Annotated in this window: 16 protein-coding genes and 1 riboswitch; of the genes, 11 read left to right on the forward strand and 5 right to left on the reverse strand. The window is 68.8% G+C overall.

The annotated features are described in order from the left end of the window. Window positions 1-2: 2 nt before the first annotated feature. Window positions 3-1229, forward strand: a complete 1227-nt coding sequence (locus RVF83_RS14240; RefSeq protein ID WP_005195980.1) for an amidohydrolase — start codon at window positions 3-5, stop codon at window positions 1227-1229. 27 nt (window positions 1230-1256) lie between these two features. Here RVF83_RS14240 and RVF83_RS14245 read toward each other — a convergent pair whose 3' ends face one another. Next, window positions 1257-1739 carry a gamma-glutamylcyclotransferase gene (locus RVF83_RS14245; RefSeq protein WP_039880073.1) on the reverse strand — a complete coding sequence of 161 codons (483 nt, stop codon included), beginning with the start codon at window positions 1737-1739 and terminating at the stop codon, window positions 1257-1259. A 332-nt stretch (window positions 1740-2071) separates the two neighbouring features. Between RVF83_RS14245 and RVF83_RS14250 the strand changes: the two genes are divergently transcribed. From RVF83_RS14250 to RVF83_RS14260, 3 genes are all read left to right on the forward strand, one after another. Next, a complete protein-coding gene (locus tag RVF83_RS14250) occupies window positions 2072-3475 on the forward strand; it encodes an NAD(P)H-quinone dehydrogenase (RefSeq protein ID WP_005195982.1) in 1404 nt (467 codons plus the stop codon). Window positions 3476-3575: 100 nt separating this feature from the next. Next, on the forward strand, window positions 3576-4898 hold the full coding sequence (locus RVF83_RS14255; RefSeq protein WP_005195983.1) for a hypothetical protein: 1323 nt from the start codon (window positions 3576-3578) through the stop codon (window positions 4896-4898). Then, entirely contained in the window at window positions 4892-5332 is a 441-nt protein-coding gene (locus RVF83_RS14260) for a hypothetical protein (protein ID WP_005195984.1), read from the forward strand. The genes RVF83_RS14255 and RVF83_RS14260 overlap by 7 nt, the downstream gene beginning before the upstream one ends. A 19-nt stretch (window positions 5333-5351) precedes the next feature. Here RVF83_RS14260 and glpK read toward each other — a convergent pair whose 3' ends face one another. Further along, window positions 5352-6839: a glycerol kinase GlpK gene (glpK, locus tag RVF83_RS14265; RefSeq protein ID WP_005195986.1), complete on the reverse strand. Its 1488-nt coding sequence runs from the start codon at window positions 6837-6839 to the stop codon at window positions 5352-5354. A gap of 75 nt (window positions 6840-6914) precedes the next feature. On the opposite strand from glpK, the gene glpD reads away from it, so the two are divergent. Both glpD and RVF83_RS14275 read left to right on the forward strand, forming a co-directional pair. Continuing rightward, window positions 6915-8657 carry a glycerol-3-phosphate dehydrogenase gene (glpD, locus tag RVF83_RS14270; RefSeq protein WP_005195987.1) on the forward strand — a complete coding sequence of 581 codons (1743 nt, stop codon included), beginning with the start codon at window positions 6915-6917 and terminating at the stop codon, window positions 8655-8657. A 116-nt stretch (window positions 8658-8773) separates the two neighbouring features. Then, window positions 8774-9196 carry a pyridoxamine 5'-phosphate oxidase family protein gene (locus RVF83_RS14275; RefSeq protein ID WP_005195989.1) on the forward strand — a complete coding sequence of 141 codons (423 nt, stop codon included), beginning with the start codon at window positions 8774-8776 and terminating at the stop codon, window positions 9194-9196. A gap of 82 nt (window positions 9197-9278) precedes the next feature. Here the strand turns inward: RVF83_RS14275 and RVF83_RS14280 are convergent, their stop codons facing one another. Continuing rightward, window positions 9279-10070, reverse strand: a complete 792-nt coding sequence (locus tag RVF83_RS14280; RefSeq protein ID WP_005195991.1) for a DNA-formamidopyrimidine glycosylase family protein — start codon at window positions 10068-10070, stop codon at window positions 9279-9281. Beyond that, entirely contained in the window at window positions 10063-14697 is a 4635-nt protein-coding gene (locus RVF83_RS14285; protein WP_005195993.1) for an ATP-dependent helicase, read from the reverse strand. The genes RVF83_RS14280 and RVF83_RS14285 overlap by 8 nt, the downstream gene beginning before the upstream one ends. Window positions 14698-14707: 10 nt before the next feature. After that, window positions 14708-14886: riboswitch (cobalamin riboswitch) on the forward strand. A gap of 36 nt (window positions 14887-14922) precedes the next feature. Here RVF83_RS14285 and RVF83_RS14290 point away from each other — a divergent pair. The 4 genes from RVF83_RS14290 (at window position 14923) to RVF83_RS14305 (ending at window position 17882) form a co-directional block, all read left to right on the forward strand. Beyond that, window positions 14923-15156, forward strand: coding sequence for a CbtB domain-containing protein (locus tag RVF83_RS14290; RefSeq protein ID WP_005195995.1), 234 nt, complete (start codon window positions 14923-14925; stop codon window positions 15154-15156). 35 nt (window positions 15157-15191) lie between these two features. Further along, window positions 15192-16019, forward strand: coding sequence for a CbtA family protein (locus RVF83_RS14295; protein WP_005195997.1), 828 nt, complete (start codon window positions 15192-15194; stop codon window positions 16017-16019). Between the two features lie 18 nt (window positions 16020-16037). Beyond that, window positions 16038-16529: a histidine phosphatase family protein gene (locus RVF83_RS14300; protein ID WP_005195998.1), complete on the forward strand. Its 492-nt coding sequence runs from the start codon at window positions 16038-16040 to the stop codon at window positions 16527-16529. A gap of 126 nt (window positions 16530-16655) precedes the next feature. Then, entirely contained in the window at window positions 16656-17882 is a 1227-nt protein-coding gene (locus RVF83_RS14305; RefSeq protein ID WP_039880074.1) for an acyl-CoA dehydrogenase family protein, read from the forward strand. Window positions 17883-17933: 51 nt separating this feature from the next. Here the strand turns inward: RVF83_RS14305 and RVF83_RS14310 are convergent, their stop codons facing one another. After that, window positions 17934-18254: a three-helix bundle dimerization domain-containing protein gene (locus RVF83_RS14310; RefSeq protein ID WP_005196000.1), complete on the reverse strand. Its 321-nt coding sequence runs from the start codon at window positions 18252-18254 to the stop codon at window positions 17934-17936. Between the two features lie 258 nt (window positions 18255-18512). Here RVF83_RS14310 and ppk2 point away from each other — a divergent pair, with 258 nt between their 5' ends. Then, on the forward strand, window positions 18513-19379 hold the full coding sequence (gene ppk2, locus RVF83_RS14315; protein WP_005196001.1) for a polyphosphate kinase 2: 867 nt from the start codon (window positions 18513-18515) through the stop codon (window positions 19377-19379). The last annotated feature ends 1 nt before the right edge of the window (window position 19380 follow it).

Raw genomic sequence — 19380 nt, forward strand, 5'->3', positions numbered from 1 at the left:
GTGTGAGTGTGGACGGCCTGCCCGACGCGTCGAAGATCATCGACGCGTGGCTGGACGCGAACGGTCCTGAGCTGGTCGCCTGGCGGCGTGACATCCACGCCCACCCCGAGCTGTCCCGGCAGGAGGTGCGCACCACCGAACTGGTGATGGCCGAGCTGTCGGCGGTGGGACTCACCCCGCGTCGGCTCCCACTGGGCACCGGCGTCGTCTGCGACCTCGGGCCGGCCGGTGAACCGCGGATCGGCCTGCGGGCCGACATGGACGCGCTCCCGGTCACCGAACACACCGGCCTCCCGTTCACCTCGACGGTCGAGGGCGCGTCCCACTCCTGCGGACACGACGCCCATACCGCGATCCTGATCGGCGTGGCCAAGCTCCTGGCCTCGGCCGGACCGCTCCCGGTGGGAGTCCGGCTGATCTTCCAGGCGGCCGAGGAGGTCATGCCGGGCGGTGCGCTCGACGCCATCGAGGCCGGCGTGACCAGCGGACTCGGACGCATCTTCGCGCTGCACTGCGATCCGCGTCTGCCCGTCGGCACCGTCGGCCTGCGGTCGGGTCCGCTGACCTCGGCGGCCGACCACATCGACCTGCAACTCCACTCCGCGGGCGGCCACACGTCCCGTCCACATCTGACCGGCGACCTGATCTACGCGATGGGCACCGTGATCACCGGACTGCCCGGGGTGCTGTCGCGGCGCGTCGACCCGCGCTCGGGAACGGTGATGGTGTGGGGTGCGGCCAACGCCGGCAGCGCCGCCAACGCCATCCCGCAGGAGGGCCGGATGCGCGGCACGGTGCGCACCGGCGACCACGGCACCTGGGCGACGCTGGAGCCGCTGGTCCGCAGCGTCGTCGGTGAGCTCCTCGCGCCGCTCGGCGTGCGCTACGACCTCTCCTACTTCCGGGGTGTCCCACCAGTGGTCAACGACGAGGTCGCCGTGGGCATGCTCGAACGCGCGGTCGCCGCGATCGGTCCCGACGCCGTCGCCGCCACGCCGCAGTCACCCGGCGGCGAGGACTTCTCCTGGTACCTCGAACAGGTCCCGGGCGCGATGGCGCGCCTCGGCGTCTGGGACGGTTTCGGCCCGCAGGTCGATCTGCACGCACCGAACTTCGACCTCGATGAACGTGCCCTGGCGATCGGCGTCCGCACGCTGGCAGGCGTCGTCCTCAACGCGCGCAGCGCCGCCGGCGAACCGCTGGAGCTCACGCCGCCGTTCGCGCCCTAGCCACTCAGGATTCGACGGGTCCAGGCCTCAGGATTCGACGGGCCCAGGCCCGGGGCCGACGTTGCGCGACTCGCGCAGACGCAAGTCCTGCACGTAGTCGGCCGGGGCACCGGCGATCTCCGCGGCCTCGGCCATGACGCCGAGGTAGCGGGCCGAGGGGAGTCCGCCCTCGAAGGCGTCGAGCACGTAGAGCCAGGCCAGTACCGGGCCGTCGGCGGTGTCGACGCGGGCGCGGATCTTGCGGTGGATGCCGAGTTCGGAGCCCTCCCAGCGGTCGAGGAGTTCCTCGTCTTCGGTGGTCACGTCGTACAGGACGACGAAGACGCGGGCATCGGGATCGTCGCGGTCCTCGGTGACCGTCGCCAGGGAACCCTCCCAGCCGATGTCGCCGCCACCGAAGGTCAGGCGCCATCCGCGTAGCCATCCGGTACCCGCCATCGGCGAGTGCGGCGCGCGTTCCGCCATCTGCTCGGGATGCATGTTCGATCCGTACGCGGCGTATATAGGCACGGATGGAGCCTAGTGGGTCGACGGCGACTCGGAAAGGCGACAGGCAGGGGTGAAGGAGTGGCGTACGACGCACGCAGGGCCACCACATGGAGTGTTTTGGAACGATCCGGACTAGGTTGGTACATGGCGCGACACCGTGTGACGGTCCGCCAGACCAGAGCAACGCACCATCCCGCGGGGCTCGACCCAGTCGGATCTGCCGTCGGACACCACTGAAGTCGGACGCCCGTCGGTCCGGCGCCAGCCAGTTCGCCCATTCGACAACAGCACCCGGGCGCGCGGTGCCCCACGAAGGCAGCCGCGACGAAACCGGTGAAGGACAGGAGTGCACAGTGACCAGGATCGTCATCATCGGCGGTGGACCAGCGGGCTATGAGGCGGCACTCGCCGCGGCCGCCTACGGCGCCGACATCACGGTGATCGATTCGGACGGCATCGGTGGGGCCTGCGTGCTGTGGGACTGTGTCCCGTCGAAGACGTTCATCGCCTCCACCGGCATCCGTACCGAGGTCCGTCGTGCCGTGGACCTCGGCATCAACCTCAAGACCGACGACACCCTGGTCACCCTCCCGCAGATCCACCAGCGCGTGCGCGACCTCGCCTTCGCCCAGTCCGCCGACATCAAGTCGCGACTCGTGAGCGAGGGCGTCAAGCTGGTCTCCGGTACCGCCGTCCTCGACGAGACCCAGGTCGGCGTCTCGACCCACAGTGTTCTCGCGACCCTGGCCGACGGCAGCACCCAGCGCTTCGACGGCGACGTCGTGCTCATCGCGACCGGCGCGTCGCCGCGCATCCTGCCCGACGCCCAGCCCGACGGCGAACGCATCCTCACCTGGCGTCAGCTCTACGACCTCGAGGAACTGCCCGAGCATCTCGTCGTCATCGGTTCGGGTGTCACCGGCGCCGAGTTTGTCCATGCCTACACAGAACTCGGTGTGAAGGTGACTCTGGTGTCGAGCCGCGACCGCGTCCTCCCGCACGAGGACGAGGACGCGGCCCTGGTGCTCGAGGACGCGCTCGCCGAACGCGGCGTCGAACTCGTCAAGCACGCCCGCGCCGACAAGGTCGTCCGCGACGGCGACACCGTCACCGCCCATCTCGCAGACGGGTCCGCGGTCACCGGTAGCCACGTGCTGATGACCGTCGGTTCGATCCCCAACACCGCGAATCTCGAACTCGAGCGGGCCGGTGTCGAGGTCGACAAGGGCGGCTACATCCAGGTGGACCGGGTGTCGCGAACCTCGGTGCCGGGCATCTACGCCGCCGGCGACTGCACCGGCCTGCTGCCGCTGGCCTCGGTGGCCGCCATGCAGGGCCGCATCGCGGTGTACCACGCACTGGGTGAGGGCGTCAGCCCCATCAAGCTGAAAACCGTTGCGTCGGCGATCTTCACGCGTCCCGAGATCGCCACCGTCGGGGTGTCGCAGAAGGCCATCGACGCCGGCGAGTACCCCGCCCGCACCGTCATGCTGCCGCTGGCGACCAACCCGCGCGCCAAGATGAGCGGTCTGCGACGCGGTTTCGTGAAGATCTTCTGCCGCCCCGCCACCGGCGTGGTGATCGGTGGCGTCGCGGTGGCCCCGAACGCCTCCGAGCTCATCCTCCCGCTGGCCCTCGCGGTGCAGAACAAACTGACGGTCGGCGATCTCGCGCAGACCTTCTCGGTGTACCCGTCGCTGTCCGGGTCGATCACCGAGGCGGCGCGTCAGCTCGTCCGTCACGACGATCTGGACTGACAACCGGCGAGTCCTCTCGATCGCGGTAGGGTCGTCGAGAATCCGCCCGGGGCCGGGCGCACCGCGACGTGGGGGGAGATGTCGTGACGGGGTCGTTCTCGTGACAGGGCCGTTCGCCCAGAACAACCGTGGCGTGTCGAACGCGCCGTCCTTCGGCGGCGGACGCACGGACTGGGCCGGCATGGGCATCGACGAGATCATCGACACCCTCCGCACCATGGAGCCCGGCCAGGCGGCCGGCGACGTCGAGACGATCCTCAAGGCGATCGACGCGGTGCGCCGTGCGTCGGAGCGGATGGCGGCGATGTTCGGCGACGACCTGCGCGGCCTCGCCTCCGACACCGCCCTCGAGGCGGGGAAATCGTTGTCCGACGCCATGCAGCGGAGTGTGGAGACGGCGACCGTCGTCGGTGAGGCCCTGCGCAGCGCAGTCGGGATTGTCGGTGCGACACGGGATCAAGAAGGTCGGCTGCGCGAGCTGCAGCAGTATCTCCGCGAGAATCCCGAGGACGCGCCGATGGTGCGGTTCGAGGCCGACCGCACCATGTCGGGCACGTACTCGTCCCCGATGCAACGGGTTCAGCATTCGCTTCCCGAGCCCACCGGACCGGACGATCTGGTCCGCGGAATGGGCGGCGTGTCCGCAGCCGGAGGTGGATCGGGTTCGGGTTCCGAGGCACCCCGGGGCCAGGCCGCGAACACCGTGGACGCCGGGGACTTCGGACGTTCCGGTGGCGGTGCGGTCCCCGTCGCGCCCCGCGGAATGGCGCCGGGACCGGCGGCTGGTGGGCCCGCCCCGGTCACCCCGGTGTCGTCGTCGGCGTCCTCGTCGGGCTCGTCCGGTGGTCGTGGCGCCGACGACCCCGACGGTCTTCTCCGCGGCGGCCAGGGGACCCCGGGCGGCACCACACCCGGTCTCGCCGGCTCCGGTCGGACGGGGTTCGGCGGCGAATCCCGTTCTGGGGGAACGAGTTCCGGTTCAGGAGCCGGCGGAGGGCCGATCCCGGTCGTCGGGCCACTCCCGCTGTCGCCGTCGTCGCCGGGGGTTGCGACGCCCGCAACGTCGACGCCGCCGGCCGCGAGCGCCGCGGCACCGCGGGCCGGGACCACCCCACCGGTGGGTCCGGCCGGCGCACCGCCGATGGGCCGTCGACCCGGGGCCGACAACGACGACCAGCACAAGGCTGCGCCCTATCTGCACAACCGTGAGCACGGCGCTGAGATCGTCGGCGATCTGCCGCTGGTCGGGCCGCCGGTCATCGGCGACTGGATCCCCCAGCGGGCCTCGACCCCGTCCGAGACCCCGGCCTTCCGGCCCACGCCGGGGGAGGCGCTCACCCCGTCGGATCGGGCGCCGGGCACCTCCGACACGCGCACCGACGGCGACGAATCGTCGCCGAACACGCGGGGCCGGACATGCTGAGCCGGGTCGACCGGCTGCCCGGGGGCGTCGCCCGGCTCGCCTCCGCCGTACCCGACGAGGACATCGTCCGGTGCCTGCACCTCCTCGTTGCCACGGTGATCGACGTGACAGGCGCGTCGACGCCCGAGATCCGCGACGTGATCCGGCAATGGCGCCAGCAGGGAAGTGCCGACCCAGCGGGCGTGGGCGCGTTGAGAGTGGTCGCCGCACAACAGGATTTCGACTCGTTCGCGCACCAGCGGCGCGGCGACGTCGACGCCCAGCTGGACAGCTTCCGGCGGGCCCGGGCGCTCGACTGTGTCCTCGCCGCCATGTCGGTGTCGACGACGGCCGAGGCTCCGCGAACGGCCCTGCGGGAGGCGGCCTACGAGGCCGCCGCGGCCCTCGGCGGCAGTGCGGGCGTCGTCGGCGTCCTTGCCGATTTCGTCGTCTGAATCACGCCGGACCGGTGAATCACGCCAGACCGAAGCTGTGCTCGACGGCCCGGTTCCACTCGGCGTACAGGCGGTCCCGTTCCTCCTCGGCCATGGTCGGCTTCCACCGCTTGTCCTCGGCCCAGTTGGCGCGGATGTCGTCCTCGCTCTCCCAGAACCCCACGGCCAGACCGGCGGCGTAGGCCGCGCCCAGCGCGGTGGTCTCGTTGACCACGGGCCGCACGACCGGGACGTCGAGGATGTCGGCCTGGAACTGCATGAGCAATTCGTTGACCACCATCCCGCCGTCGACCTTGAGTGTGGACAGCTCCATCCCGGCGTCGGCCTGCATCGCCTCGATGACCTCGCGGGTCTGGAAGGCGCTGGCCTCCAGTGCCGCCCGCGCCAGATGCCCCTTGTTGACGAAGCGGGTCAGGCCGACGATCACGCCGCGGGCATCCGAACGCCAGCGCGGCGCGAACAGACCGGAGAACGCCGGGACGAAGTATGCGCCGCCGTTGTCGTCGACCTCCGCGGCCAGCCTCTCGACATCCGCCGCCTCCGAGAAGAGGCCGAGATTGTCTCGCAGCCACTGGATGAGCGATCCGGTAACGGCGATCGACCCTTCGAGCGCGTACCGCGCCTCCTGGTCGCCGATGCGGTAGCAGACCGTCGTCAGCAGGCCGTGCTCGCTGAAGACCGGCTCGGTGCCGGTGTTGAGTAACAGGAAGTTCCCGGTCCCGTAGGTGTTCTTGGCCTCGCCGGGGTTCAGACAGGCCTGACCGAAGGTGGCGGCCTGCTGGTCGCCGAGGATACCGGTCAGCGGGACGCCGGGCAGTGGGCCGTTGCCGCGCAGCGAGCCGAATTCGCCGGACGAGCTGCGGATCTCGGGCAGCATGGACATCGGGATGCCCATCTCCGCGCAGATCTCCTCATCCCAACTCAATGTCCGCAGATCCATGAGCATGGTGCGTGAGGCGTTGGTGACGTCGGTGACGTGCTGCCCGCCGTCGACACCGCCGGTCATGTTCCATGCGATCCAGGAATCCATTGTGCCGAAGCATAATTCACCAGCCTCGGCGCGCTCGCGCAGACCGTCGACGTTGTCGAGCAGCCAGCGGATCTTGGGCCCGGCGAAGTAGGTGGAGAGCGGCAGGCCGGTGCGTTCGCGGAAACGGTCGTCGCCCACGTCGCCCGCGAGTTCCCTGCACACGTCACCGGTGCGGGTGTCCTGCCAGACAATCGCGTTGTGGACCGGCTTCCCGGACTCGCGGTCCCAGATCACCGTGGTCTCGCGCTGATTGGTGATGCCGCAGGCGACGATGTCCCTGGCGGTCAACTCGGCCGAGGCCAGCGCGCCGGCACCCACGCGGCGGGTGTTGCGCCAGATCTCGGCGGCGTCGTGTTCGACCCAGCCGGCCCGCGGGAAGATCTGCTCGTGTTCGAGTTGTTCGACGCCGACGACGCGTCCCTTGTGGTCGAAGATCATCGCCCGGGTGGAGGTGGTCCCCTGGTCGATCGCCGCCACGTATTTGCCTGAACTGCCCACGCCGTCAGTGTCGCACGTTGTGGTGCGGCCCGAGATCAATTAGGCTCGGCGAACATGAACACCGAGTTCAACCCGGACCGGCCGGCGGACATGGGCCCGCTCTACCGAGCCGAAGCGTGGCGGCGGCTCGGTGAGGAACAGTTCGACGTGGTCGTGATCGGCGGCGGGGTGGTCGGCGTGGGTGCCGCACTCGACGCCGCCACGCGCGGTCTGCGGGTGGCGCTGGTCGAGGCCCGCGACATCGCCTCGGGCACGTCGAGCCGGTCGTCGAAGATGTTCCACGGCGGCCTGCGCTACCTGGAACAACTCGAATTCGGGCTGGTGCGTGAGGCGCTCAAGGAACGCGAGCTCTCGCTGCGTCTACTGGCCCCGCACCTCGTGAAACCCCTGCCGTTCCTCTATCCGCTGACGCAGCGGGTCTGGGAACGGCCGTATGTCGCGGCGGGGATCTTCCTCTACGACCGCATGGGCGGCGCCAAATCGGTGCCCGGGCAGAAACATGTGACCCGTTCGGGTGCCCTCCGCGTGGCGCCCGCGCTCAAGCGCAGCTCGCTCATCGGTGGAATCCGGTACTACGACACGGTTGTCGACGACGCGCGGCACAGTCTGACGGTGGCCCGCACCGCGGCCAACTACGGCGCGGTCATCCGCACCTCGACGCAGGTGATCGGTTTCCTCCGCGAATCCGACCGTGTCCTCGGGGTTCGCGTGCGCGACACCGAGAACGGCGACGTCACCGAGGTGCGCGCCCACTGCGTCATCAACGCCGCCGGGGTGTGGACCGACGAGGTCCAGGCGTTGTCCAAGCAGCGCGGGCACTTCAAGGTGCGCGCGTCGAAGGGTGTGCACATCGTGGTGCCGCGCGACCGGATCGTCAGCGAGACCGCGATCATCCTGCGCACCGCCAACTCGGTGCTGTTCGTCATCCCGTGGGAGACGCACTGGATCATCGGCACCACCGACACCGACTGGAACCTCGACCTCGCGCATCCGGCCGCCACCCGGGCCGACATCGACTACATCCTCGAACGCGTCAACGAGGTGCTGGTCACCAAGCTGACCCACGACGACATCGAAGGCGTCTACGCCGGCCTGCGACCGCTGCTTGCGGGTGAGGACGACGAGACGTCGAAGCTCTCGCGTGAGCACGCCGTCGCCACCGTGGCCCCGGGTCTGGTGTCGATCGCGGGCGGCAAGTACACCACCTACCGGGTCATGGCCGCCGACGCCGTCGACGAGTGCAACGACTTCATCCCCACCCGGGTGGCGCCGTCGATCACCGAGCGGGTGCCGCTGCTCGGTGCGGACGGCTACTTCGCGCTGATCAACCAGTGCGAGCATCTCGGACAGCGATACGGCTTGCACCCGTACCGGATTCGGCGACTTCTCAACCGCTACGGCTCGCTGATCGACGACGTGCTCTACTACGCCCAGGAAGACAGGTCGCTGCTCGCGCCGCTGGCAGCCGCGCCGCAGTACCTGCGCGTCGAAGTGGTCTACGCAGCGGTCTCCGAGGCGGCACTGCATCTCGAGGACGTGCTGGCACGTCGCACCCGCATCGCGATCGAGTACTCGCACCGCGGCGTCGACTGCGCCGGCGAGGTCGCCGATCTGCTCGCACCCCTTCTCGGGTGGACCACCGAGAAGCGCGACTTCGAGGTGGCCAACTACATCGCGCGCGTCGAGGCCGAGGTGGCGTCGCAACAGCAACCCGACGACGATTCCGCCGACGCACTGCGGGCGGCCGCGCCCGAGGCGCGTTCGGAGATCCTCGAGCCGGTACCCGTCCCGGAGTGAGATCGCCGGTTTCGCCGGTTCGGTGACATTGTGTTCCTGATGAGTGGGCCGTTGGCCTCTGTTCGGTCCGACGTCCCCGAGGCAGGATCGAGGGTGGGGGAGAGAAGGGACTGGTCATGACAGAGACTCCGGTTCAGGTCCTCGGCCCGCAAGAGGCATGGGAACTACTCGGCTCCGCCGAGCTGGGTCGTATCGCGTTGAGCGTCAACGGTTCACCCGACATCTTCCCCGTCAACTACCACGCCGCGGACGGCAAGATCACGCTGCGCACCGGTGAGGGGACGAAACTCTCCGAGCTCGTCGTCAACAACCGGGTGGCGTTCGAGACCGACGCCCACACCGACACCGGTGGCTGGAGCGTCGTCGCGAAGGGAACGGCCCGCGTCCTGACGTCGTTCAAGGACATCGAGGCGGCCGACAAGCTGCCCCTGCGCCCGTGGATCGCGACGGTGAAATACAACTACGTGGAGATCGCCGTCGAGGAGATCACCGCCCGCCGTTTCGAGTTCGGCCCAGAACCCGAGCGCTATCCCGTCTGACCCCGCCGCAAACCCTCCCCTTTTCCGTAAACCCGGCCCCCTCGCCGGGGGCGGACCTACGGAAAAGGGGTGGGTTTGCGCGTCAGGTCTGGCAGCGCGGGCACCAGTAGATGGACCGGTCGCCACCGGTCGAAGGGATCTCGCCGCGTCTGATGATCGTCGCGCAGCGGCGGCACAGCTGTCCCTTGCGGCCGTACACCCACATCCGCCCGTTCGGTGACGTCTGGCCGGTGGTGGTCCGGGCCGAGCGCATCCGGTTGGCCCACAACAGACGTCGGCTGAGGTCGACCATCGGACCGAGGTCCACCTCGCCGACCGGGCGTGTCGGGAGAACGCCACGGAGATAACAGATCTCGCTGCGGAAGACGTTTCCGACACCGGCCATCAGGCGCTGGTCGAGCAGTGCTGCACCGATGGTCTGGTCGGGGTCGGCGCCGAGGCGTCGGATCGCCTCCTCGCGGTCGAAGTCGTCGGCCAGCAGGTCGGGTCCCAGGTATGCGAGGGCGGCGTCCGGGTCGGCGAGCAGCTCGAGCGTGCCGAGGTCGAAGCCGACGGCCTCGTGGTCGTCGGTCCGCAACACGACGCGCGCCTGATAGGCAGGGCGACGCCACTTCTGGCCCCGGCGGTGTACGTGCCACACCCCCTCCATCTTCAGATGCGAATGGATGCTGAGCGCGTCCCCCGCCCCGGGCTCGCTCTCGCCGATGTCGATGAGCAGATGCTTGCCCCGCGACCGGACGGAGACGACGGCCCGTCCCGACAGGTCCGACGTCGCGAGCGACGGGATGCGGAACTGCGTCGACGTGAGGGTACGGCCCGCCAACCCCTGGCGCAGTCGCGCGGCCGCGGCGAAGACGGTGTCGCCCTCAGGCATGGGTTCCGTACCGGAGTCGGATGCCGCGCGGGGTCGTGGAGAAACCGGCTTCGACGAGGACCTTCCCGAAGTCGGTGCCGCGCACCGGTTCCGCATCGATGGCATCGATCGTCAGTCGGGAGATGCGACCGGCGCGGACAAGTGCCACCAGTGCGCCGGCGGCGGATTCCAGCGAGGGGATCGAGTCGGTGAACGTCAGCAGCGTCTTGCCGCCCCGCTCGACGAAGCACACGAGTTCGCCGTCGACGAGCACGACCAGTGCGCCGGGCTTGCGGCCCGGGCGGTGTCCGGCGTCGGCGTCGCGGGACCGGGGCCACTCCAGCGCTGCCCCGTACGGGTTGGCCGGGTCGGTGGCCGCGAGGATCGTTGCCTCGCGCGGTGGTTTCCGGTCGGGGAGGGCGTGACGCCGCAATTCGTCGACCGTGGCCGGGGAGGCGAACTGCGCGCCGCCGAGACCGTCGACGTAGTAGCCGCGGCGGACCTGGCCGTTGTCCTCGAAGACGGTGAGCGCCTTGTACACCCGGGCGAATCCGCCGGTCACCTCCTCGGCGGTGACGCTGCCCCGCGTGATCACGCCGTAGCGCGTGAGCAGTTGGTCGCACAGCGCCTGCGTGGCGATGGTCGGGTCGATCTCTGGTCGGTCCAGCGCGAACCAGCGTCCGCTCGCGGTCGGCGACACCGGTGGCCCGGAGGCGTGTTCGGTCAGGTAGCGCGCGGAGAGGCGCCCGGCGCGGAGCCGGGGTGCCCGTCCCCGAGCCCGGTGCGCGGGCGCCGACCGTGGCGTCGTCGGATTGCGCCGCGGATGCAGCAGTGCGCGGACCGGCGCGAACGTGTCGTTGCTGACCTGGCCTGCCCAGACCAGGTCCCAGAGCGCGGATTCGATGTCCGCGGCCGGGGTGGTGGTGCCGGTGCTGATGTCCCCGGCGATCTGCGGGAACCGCAGGGCGCCACCGGGTTCGAGTGCGTTGGTGATCGCGTTGTGCACGGTGGTGGTGTCGATGGTGTCGGGTTCGGCGATGGTGAAGGCGGCCACGTCAGCGGGGTGTAGGGCCACCCAACCGTCGGCGTTGCCGATGCGCCCGTGTCCGGACCACAGCACCTCGCCGCTGCTGAGCAGTTCGTCGAGCATGGACGGTGCGTAATCGGAGACACGCGCGGGCAGAATCAGCGACTCCCAGGCCGACGCCGGCAGTGGGTAGCCGGCCAGCTGGTCGATGACGGTCGCGACGCCGTCGACGCCACGCAGTTGGGTGCCGGGTGAACCGTGCTGCCATTCGACGAGGAATCGGGTGAGCACCTCGGTGCCGACCGGTGCGACCTCGGCGCGGCTCGCGGCCAGCGACCCGCGCCGGATCTGACCGAGGACGTCGGTGTGGCACCACTGAGTGGTCGGTGCCGCTCCCTGGGCCGGGTCGGCGGTACCGGTCTCGGGCAGGAAATCGCCTTCGACGACGCGTCGTTCCGCGGCGAGGCGGGCGAGGGTGTCGCGGACGACCGCGGTGGCGATGCCCAGGGACGCCGCCGCGTCGGTGACGGTGAATGGTCCATGGGTGCGGGCGTAGCGCCCGATGAGGTCGCCGACCGGGTCGGATACCGGTTCGAGGTAGACGGCCGGGATACCCATCGGCGCCGGGACTCCGAGTGCGTCGCGCAGCCGCGCGGTGTCGTCGATCGACGCCCACAGCGCGCGCCGGTTGTGGTTGACCGAGATGATCTGCCCGCTGCGGTGCAGATCGGCCAGCACCTCGGCCACCGCCGCTTCTCCCCGGTACCGTTCCTCCACCTCATCGGTGGTCAGGGGTCCGAGCCAGCGGAGCAGGTCGACGACGTCCTCGGCGTCACGTGCCTGCCGGTCGGGGGACAGGCGTTGCAGGCGGGCGATGACCTCGGCGATGACCCCGGGATCGAGCAGTTCGCGGAGGTCGACGCGGCCGAGCAGCTGCGCGAGGAGGCTGGTGTCGAGGGACAGGGCTGCGGCTCGGCGTTCGGCGAGCGGCGCGTCGTCGGCGTACATGAAGGCGCCGACGTAGCCGAACAGCAGCGACGCCGCGAACGGCGACGGGCTCGCGGTCTCGGTCTCCACGACGCGGATCCGGCGCGAACGGATGCGGCCGAGCAGGTCGAGCAGTGCCGGGAGGTCGTACACGTCCTGCAGGCACTCGCGCACCGCTTCGAGGACGATCGGGAAGTCGGGGAACTTGGATGCGACGGAGAGCAATTGGGCGCTGCGCTGGCGCTGCTGCCACAGCGGTGCGCGCCGGCCGGGATCGCGCCGCGGTAGAAGCAGTGCGCGCGCGGCACATTCGCGGAACCTGGAGGCGAACATCGACGAGTCGGCGAGACCGTCGGTGACGAGCTGTTCGACCTCGTCGGGATCGAGGAGGAAGACGTCGGCGCCCGGGGGTGCGTCGTCGGTGTCGGGGAGACGCAGGATGATCCCGTCGTCGGACGCGGTGGTGGCACCTTCGATGCCCAGTGTTGCGAGGAGGCGCTGGGAGATGGCGCTCGCCCACGGCGCGTGGACGCGCAGGCCGTACGGCGAGTGCAGAATCACTCGCCAGTCACCGAGTTCGTCGCGGAACCGTTCGACGACGAGTGTCCGGTCGGTCGGTAGGTGACCGGTCGCCTCACGTTGTTCGGCGATGAGGGTGGCGAGGTTGGTGCGGGCGTTCTCGGTGAGTCCGAGACGCTCGGCATGGGTGTCGAGCTTGCCGGGATCGGCGATGGCCCCGGTGAACGCGCCGATCGCCGCGCCGAGTTCGGCGGGACGCCCGATGGCGTCGCCGATCCAGAACGGCAACCGGCCGGGTTGACCGAACGCGGGCGACACCAGGACGCGGTCGTGGGTGATGTCCTCGATGCGCCAGCTGGTCGCGCCGAGGGCGAACACGTCGCCGACCCGCGACTCGTAGACCATCTCCTCGTCGAGTTCGCCCACGCGTGTGGACTTCTCGCCGACCATGAAGACGCCGAAGAGCCCGCGGTCGGGGATCGACCCGCCGGAGGTCACGGCGAGCCGCTGGGCGCCGCGGCGTCCCGTGATCACGCCTGCGTCGCGGTCCCAGTTGACCCGCGGCCGGAGTTCGGCGAACTCGTCGGAGGGGAACCGCCCGGCGATGAGGTCGAGGGTCGCGTCGAAGACCCCACGTCCGAGATCGCGGTAGGGCGCCGCCCGCCGCACGACCTCGTACCAGTGGTCGACCTCGAGATCGTCGACGGCGGCCGCGGCGATGGTCTGCTGCGCGAGGATGTCGAGGGGGTTCTGCGGGACCTTGATCTCCTCGATCGCACCGTCGAGCATGCGCCCGACGGTGACCGTGCAGTGCAGCAGGTCGGTGCGGTGTTTGGGGTAGAGGATGCCCTGGCTGATCTCGCCCACCTGGTGGCCGGCGCGGCCGATGCGCTGCAGGCCGCTGGCCACCGACGGCGGGGCCTCGACCTGGATCACGAGATCGACGGCACCCATGTCGATGCCGAGTTCGAGGGAGCTGGTCGCCACCACGCAGGAGAGACGACCGGCCTTGAGGTCGTCCTCGATCTGAGCGCGCTGCTCCTTGCTCACCGAACCGTGGTGCGCCCGCGCGAGAACCGCCTCGGCACCCGAACTCGCCCCGCTGCCCATCACGAACGCGGGAGCCCCGCCCGCGACCGTCGGGTTGGCGGTGGCCTCGGCTGGGACACCCTGCCGCTCGGCGTGGATCTCGTTGAGCCGCGCGGTCAGTTTCTCGGCGAGGCGCCGGGAGTTCGCGAACACGATCGTCGCCCGGTTGGCCTCGATCTGGTCGACGATCGACGCCTCCACGTACGGCCACAACGATCCGGCCGTGGGGGAGAAGGCGTCGTCGAGTTCGGCGGAGTCCGCACCCTCGGGACCGGGTGCCGGCGGGATGTTCGCCATGTCCTCGACCGGCACGTCGACGCGGAGATCGAAGGTCTTGTCGGCCTTGGGCTTCACCACCTGGCAGGGCGCCGAGCCGGAGAGGAACCCGGCGACCACCTCGGGCGGCCGTACGGTCGCCGACAATCCGATCCGCTGGGCGGGCTTGTCGAGGAGCTCGTCGAGGCGTTCGAGGGTGAGCGCGAGGTGTGTGCCGCGCTTGGTCGCGGCGACTGCGTGGACCTCGTCGACGATGATCGCCTCCACGTTGGTGAGGCTCTCCCGTGCCGCGGAGGTCAGCATGAGGTACAGCGATTCCGGTGTGGTGATCAGGATGTCGGGAGGCGTCTTCACCAGCGCGCGGCGGTCGGCGGCGGAGGTGTCACCCGAGCGGACGCCGACCGTGATGTTCGGCTCGGGGAGGTTCAGTTCCTGCGCCGCGCGGGTGATCCCGGTGAGCGGTGCGCGCAGGTTGCGCTCGACGTCGACGGCCAGGGCCTTGAGCGGGGAGACGTAGACGACCTTGGTTCCCGGACGACGCCCACCGGAGTCGGCGGCGAGCCGGTCCAGCGCCCACAGGAAGGCCGCGAGGGTCTTGCCGGAGCCGGTCGGTGCGATCACGAGGGTGTTGGCGCCGTCGGCGATCGAGGTCCAGGCGCCCTTCTGGGCTGCGGTCGGCTTGGTGAACGCTCCCGTGAACCATCGCCGGGTGGGGGCGGTGAATCGATCGAGAACCGAGGGGCGGGCCATCTATCCACTATGTCTCACATGTGTGACAGGTCGGGGTATACAGTCGACACACGCCTGTACGGGGAATCCGGTGAGAATCCGGAACGGTCGCGCCACTGTGAACGCCGACTCGGGGACGCGGTCGAGGGATTCGACGGTGCCCCAGAGAAGACGTGAGTCAGGATGCCGTGCCGGCGCCATCTGATCCACAACTCTCCGACGCGAGATCGGCGAAAGGACAATTCCATGACGGGTCCCCGTACGTCCGAAGCAGTTTCCACCTCACCCCGCTCCCTCGCGGTACCGAACCTCTCGGTCGCGAGCGCGGCGCTGTGGCTGAGCCTCACCGTGCTGTTGGCCGGGCTCGCGTACTACTTCCTCGGCTACGACCAAGGTGTCGTGTCCGTCTTCGGCGAGAACACCTACGTGCACGAGTTCGTGCACGACTCCCGCCACTTTCTCGGCTTTCCCTGCCACTGAGTCGACCTGACGAGAATCGGTAGGGACAAGTTCACATGGAGAAGAAGTTCATCGGCGCAGGTCTGCTCTCCGGCCTGATCGCCGGCATCATCTCGTTCGTATTCGCGCGGTTCTACCTCGAGCCCGTGGTGTCGAAGGCGGTCGACTACGAGGGGGAACGTTCTGAAGCCGAGGAGGCGCTGGCGCACGCCGCCGGCGGCCACTCGCACGGCGAGGGCGGTGAGGTCTTCACCCGCGCCATGCAGGAGAACCTCGGCGCCGGCGTCGGCAACGTGGCGTTCGCGCTGTGCATGGGCGCGTTCTTCGCGGTCGCCTTCACCGTGCTGTGGAGCTACCTCGGCAACCGGTACCCGGCCACCGACGCCCGCGCGGTCGCCGGGGTGCTCGGCGCGATCGGGTTCGTCGCCGTGTTCGGCGTACCGTTCTTCGCCTACCCGGCGAACCCGCCGGCGGTCGGGGACGACGACACAATCGGGGAGCGGACGGGTGCATTCCTGACCATCACCATCGCGTCGGTGGTGCTGGCGATCGCGGCCGTCGTACTCGCGCTCTGGCTGCGTCCGCGGATCGGCGGGCTGGTGTCGGCCGTCGTGGGCGGTGCCGCCTACGTGATCGCGGTCGGGATCACCATCGCACTGCTGCCGTCGTTCGACGAGGTACCCGAGCCGGTGCGCAATGACGCCGGCCAGATCGTGTTCCCCGGCTTCCCCGCAGACGTCGTCGCCGACTTCCGCGTGTACACGATCACCAACCAGGTCATCCTCTGGACGGTGCTGACGGTGACCTTCGCGCTGATCCTCGGCGCGATGGCGCGGTCGAAGAATCCGACCACCTCCAGCGCGGTCGACGCCGCACAGAACTGACCGGACACGGTCGTTCTCATGCAGGTCATCACCGCCGGGCGCACCGGTCCCAACCGATCGGTGCGCTTCGGCGGTGATGCGTCGTTGGACGATCGTGGGAGACGCGACATCGAAGCGCTTCCCGCGTCGGTCGCCGGACCGGTGACCGCCTGCGGACCCGAGACCGCGGCCCTCGAGAGCGCTTTACTCCTCGGTGGGCGGCCTGCGGTCGACGACGCACTCAGGACACTCGACGTCGGCTCCTGGGCGGGACTCGCGCCCGAGGAGATCGACCCCAGCGAGCTCGCCGCATTCTTCACCGACCCGGCGGCGCGGCCCCACGGCGGCGAGACCGTCGAGGAGTTCGTACGCCGGATACACGCCTGGCGCGACGGGGTCGGGAGCGAGATCGGCGAGGTGCCCGTCGTCGTGGCGATGCCCGTTGCGCAAGCGCTTCTGTGCGACGACGCCGCGGGGTACTTCCGGGTCGAGGTCCGGCCGGCGACGCTCTACACCTGGCCGGCCCCCTGAGAATTCCCCCTGAAGAAACAGATCTGTGCAGACGTACCTAGACATCGTGAGTGACTCCTGACACAGTTGAGTCGGCAAAACTGAAACGTGTTCGCCCCCGGCGGGCACTGTCTGGGGAGAGTGACGATGTTCGAGTGGTCCGAAGAAGATCTGATGGTGCGGGACGCGTTGCGCGCGTTCATCGACAAGGAGATCCGGCCACACCTCGATGAGCTCGAGTCCGGCGTGCTGCCTCCGTACGACATCACCCGCAAGTTGCTCTCGACCTTCGGGGTCGACGCGATGGCCAAGGACGCCCTCGAGAAAGAGCTCGAGGCAGAGGCCAACGGGGAGAAGAAGAAATCTTCCGGCGACGGCGGCGGTATGAGCGGCTCGATGTTCATGATGGTCAACATCGAGCTCGCGGGTGTGTGCCTGGGACTCGTCGCCTCGCTCGGTGTGAGTATGGGCCTGACCGCCTCGACGATCCGCGGCAAGGGCACGCTCGCACAGAAGAAGCGCTGGCTGCCCGAGCTGGTCACCATGGAGAAGGTCGGAGCCTGGGCGATCACCGAACCCGATTCGGGCTCCGACGCCCTCGGCGGCATGAAGACCACCGTCCGCCGCGACGGTGACGACTACATCCTGAACGGCCAGAAGACGTTCATCACCAACGGTCCGTACGCCGACACGATCGTCGTGTTCGCCAAGCTCGACGACGGCAGCGGCACCCCCATGCGTGACCGCAAGGTGCTGTCCTTCGTCCTCGACAAGGGGATGCCCGGCCTCACCCAGGGCAAGCCGTTCAAGAAGATGGGCATGATGAGCTCACCCACCGGCGAGCTGTTCTTCGACAACGTCCGGGTCGGCAAGGACCGCCTGCTCGGCGAGACCGAGGACACCGGTCAGGATTCCCGCGGCTCCGAAGGCGCCAAGGCCGGCTTCACCGCCGAGCGCGTCGGCATCGCCGCGCTCTCGCTGGGCATCATCAACGAGGCCCAGCGTTTGTCGATCGACTACGCCAAGACGCGCAAGCTGTGGGGCCAGGAGATCGCGCAGTTCCAGCTCATCCAGCTCAAGCTCGCAGAGATGGAGATCGCCCGGATCAACGTGCAGAACATGCTCTTCAGTGCGATCGAGCGCGGCAAGGCAGGTAAGCCGCTGAGTCTGTCGGAAGCGTCGGCGATGAAGCTCTACTCCTCCAAGGCAGCGACCGACGTCGCGATGGAGGCCGTCCAGCTGTTCGGCGGCAACGGCTACATGGCCGAGTACCGGGTCGAGCAGCTCGCGCGAGACGCCAAGTCGCTCATGATCTATGCCGGCAGCAACGAGATCCAGGTGACCCACGTCGCCAAGGGGCTTCTGCGCGGCTGACCCCACGGAACGCACACGGCCCCGCCAAGATCCTGGCGGGGCCGTGTCGCGTCAAGGACGGGTCGAGCGGGGGACGAGGGCTGCCGCCGACTCGGTGATCTCCCGGACCGCCGCTTTCTCGACCAGCAGCGGGACGAAATCCCGCACCTTGCAGGTGGTGAATCGCTTGTGGATGACGCGAACGCGCTCTTCGATGTCGCCCGCCTGGGCTGCCGGAAAACGTGCGATCAGGCGGACTATCACCTGTTCGACTTCGAGCATCTCCTCAACTCGAACCATCAACACATGATGCGTTCCCTGTCTCTTGTCCGGGTAACAATGCGAAATCAGGCCGGAGACAAATAGATGTCTGATGTCGGGGTCAGACGCCATAAATCTGAGCCTATTGATCGTATTCACCTGTGAGATAACTCCTGGCAGTCGACAATACGACTTGATCGCCGATGCCCTCCAGGAAAGGGGTGGCGATGTTTGTTGCCCGATACCGCTGCTCCGCACCGGCGGAATCTTCTTCTGCCCGAGACTCGAATTCGGGCAAATTGCTCTTTTCAGTAATTCCCTCCATCTCTTCGATGGCCGGGGACGCCGCATCCAACCGCCCGCCGCGTCGGGCGACTCGTGAGGTGAACGATGGGTGGCAAGAAGCGTCGGGACAAGTCTTCCGACTCCGCAGCGACCGGTGAGTTGACCGGCGGCAACCGGCGCGAGGGCGTCGCGCCGATGTCGAACAAGGCGTACCGGAAGGCACTCAAGCCGCTGGATGCCGAACTGGTGGCGATGCAGGAGTGGGTCAGGTCGTCCGGTGCCAAGGTCTGCGTGGTTTTCGAGGGCCGTGACACGGCCGGCAAGGGCGGTGTCATCAAGACGATCACGGCGCGCGTGAGCCCGCGGGTGTTCCGGGTGGTCGCGCTGCCCGCCCCGTCCGATCGGGAGCGGTCGCAGATGTATCTCCAGCGGTACGTACCCCATCTGCCGGCGGCCGGGGAGGTCGTCATCTTCGACCGCAGTTGGTACAACCGCGCCGGAATAGAGCGTGTCCTCGGGTTCTGTACCGAAGAGCAGGCCCGTCAGTTCCTGCAGCAGACGCCGACAGTGGAACGGGCGATGGTCGATTCGGGGATCATCCTCCTGAAGTACTGGCTCGAGGTCAGTCAGGAGCAGCAGGCGCTGCGTCTCCAGAGTCGCATCGACGATCCGCGCAAGACCTGGAAACTCTCGAAGGTCGATCTCGAATCCTACAGTCGCTGGTACGACTTCTCGCGAGCCCGCGACGAGATGTTCCGATACACCGACACCGGTTGGGCACCTTGGTATGTCGTGTCCAACAACGACAAGAAGCGCGGTCGGCTCAATGTGATCAGCCACCTGTTGAGCCAGGTTCCCTACGAACCGCTCGAACGCCCCGTCGTCACGTTGCCGAAACGACAGAAGCCACACGGGTATCGACCGCCGGACCAGGCGCTGCACTGGATTCCCACCCCCTTCCAGGAGTTGTGAG

This window comes from Gordonia rubripertincta (assembly GCF_038024875.1).
Lineage (GTDB): Bacteria > Actinomycetota > Actinomycetes > Mycobacteriales > Mycobacteriaceae > Gordonia > Gordonia rubripertincta.

What these genes read in the sequence shown, in the direction of transcription:
- RVF83_RS14260 (WP_005195984.1), top strand. Translation starts at nt 4,892, where the DNA reads ATGCTGAGCCGGGTCGACCGGCTGCCCGGGGGCGTCGCCCGGCTCGCC.
- glpD (WP_005195987.1), top strand. Translation starts at nt 6,915, where the DNA reads ATGAACACCGAGTTCAACCCGGACCGGCCGGCGGACATGGGCCCGCTC.
- RVF83_RS14275 (WP_005195989.1), top strand. Translation starts at nt 8,774, where the DNA reads ATGACAGAGACTCCGGTTCAGGTCCTCGGCCCGCAAGAGGCATGGGAA.
- RVF83_RS14280 (WP_005195991.1), bottom strand. Translation starts at nt 10,070, where the DNA reads ATGCCTGAGGGCGACACCGTCTTCGCCGCGGCCGCGCGACTGCGCCAG.
- RVF83_RS14285 (WP_005195993.1), bottom strand. Translation starts at nt 14,697, where the DNA reads ATGGCCCGCCCCTCGGTTCTCGATCGATTCACCGCCCCCACCCGGCGA.
- RVF83_RS14290 (WP_005195995.1), top strand. Translation starts at nt 14,923, where the DNA reads ATGACGGGTCCCCGTACGTCCGAAGCAGTTTCCACCTCACCCCGCTCC.
- RVF83_RS14295 (WP_005195997.1), top strand. Translation starts at nt 15,192, where the DNA reads ATGGAGAAGAAGTTCATCGGCGCAGGTCTGCTCTCCGGCCTGATCGCC.
- RVF83_RS14300 (WP_005195998.1), top strand. Translation starts at nt 16,038, where the DNA reads ATGCAGGTCATCACCGCCGGGCGCACCGGTCCCAACCGATCGGTGCGC.
- RVF83_RS14305 (WP_039880074.1), top strand. Translation starts at nt 16,656, where the DNA reads ATGTTCGAGTGGTCCGAAGAAGATCTGATGGTGCGGGACGCGTTGCGC.
- RVF83_RS14310 (WP_005196000.1), bottom strand. Translation starts at nt 18,254, where the DNA reads ATGGCGTCTGACCCCGACATCAGACATCTATTTGTCTCCGGCCTGATT.
- ppk2 (WP_005196001.1), top strand. Translation starts at nt 18,513, where the DNA reads ATGGGTGGCAAGAAGCGTCGGGACAAGTCTTCCGACTCCGCAGCGACC.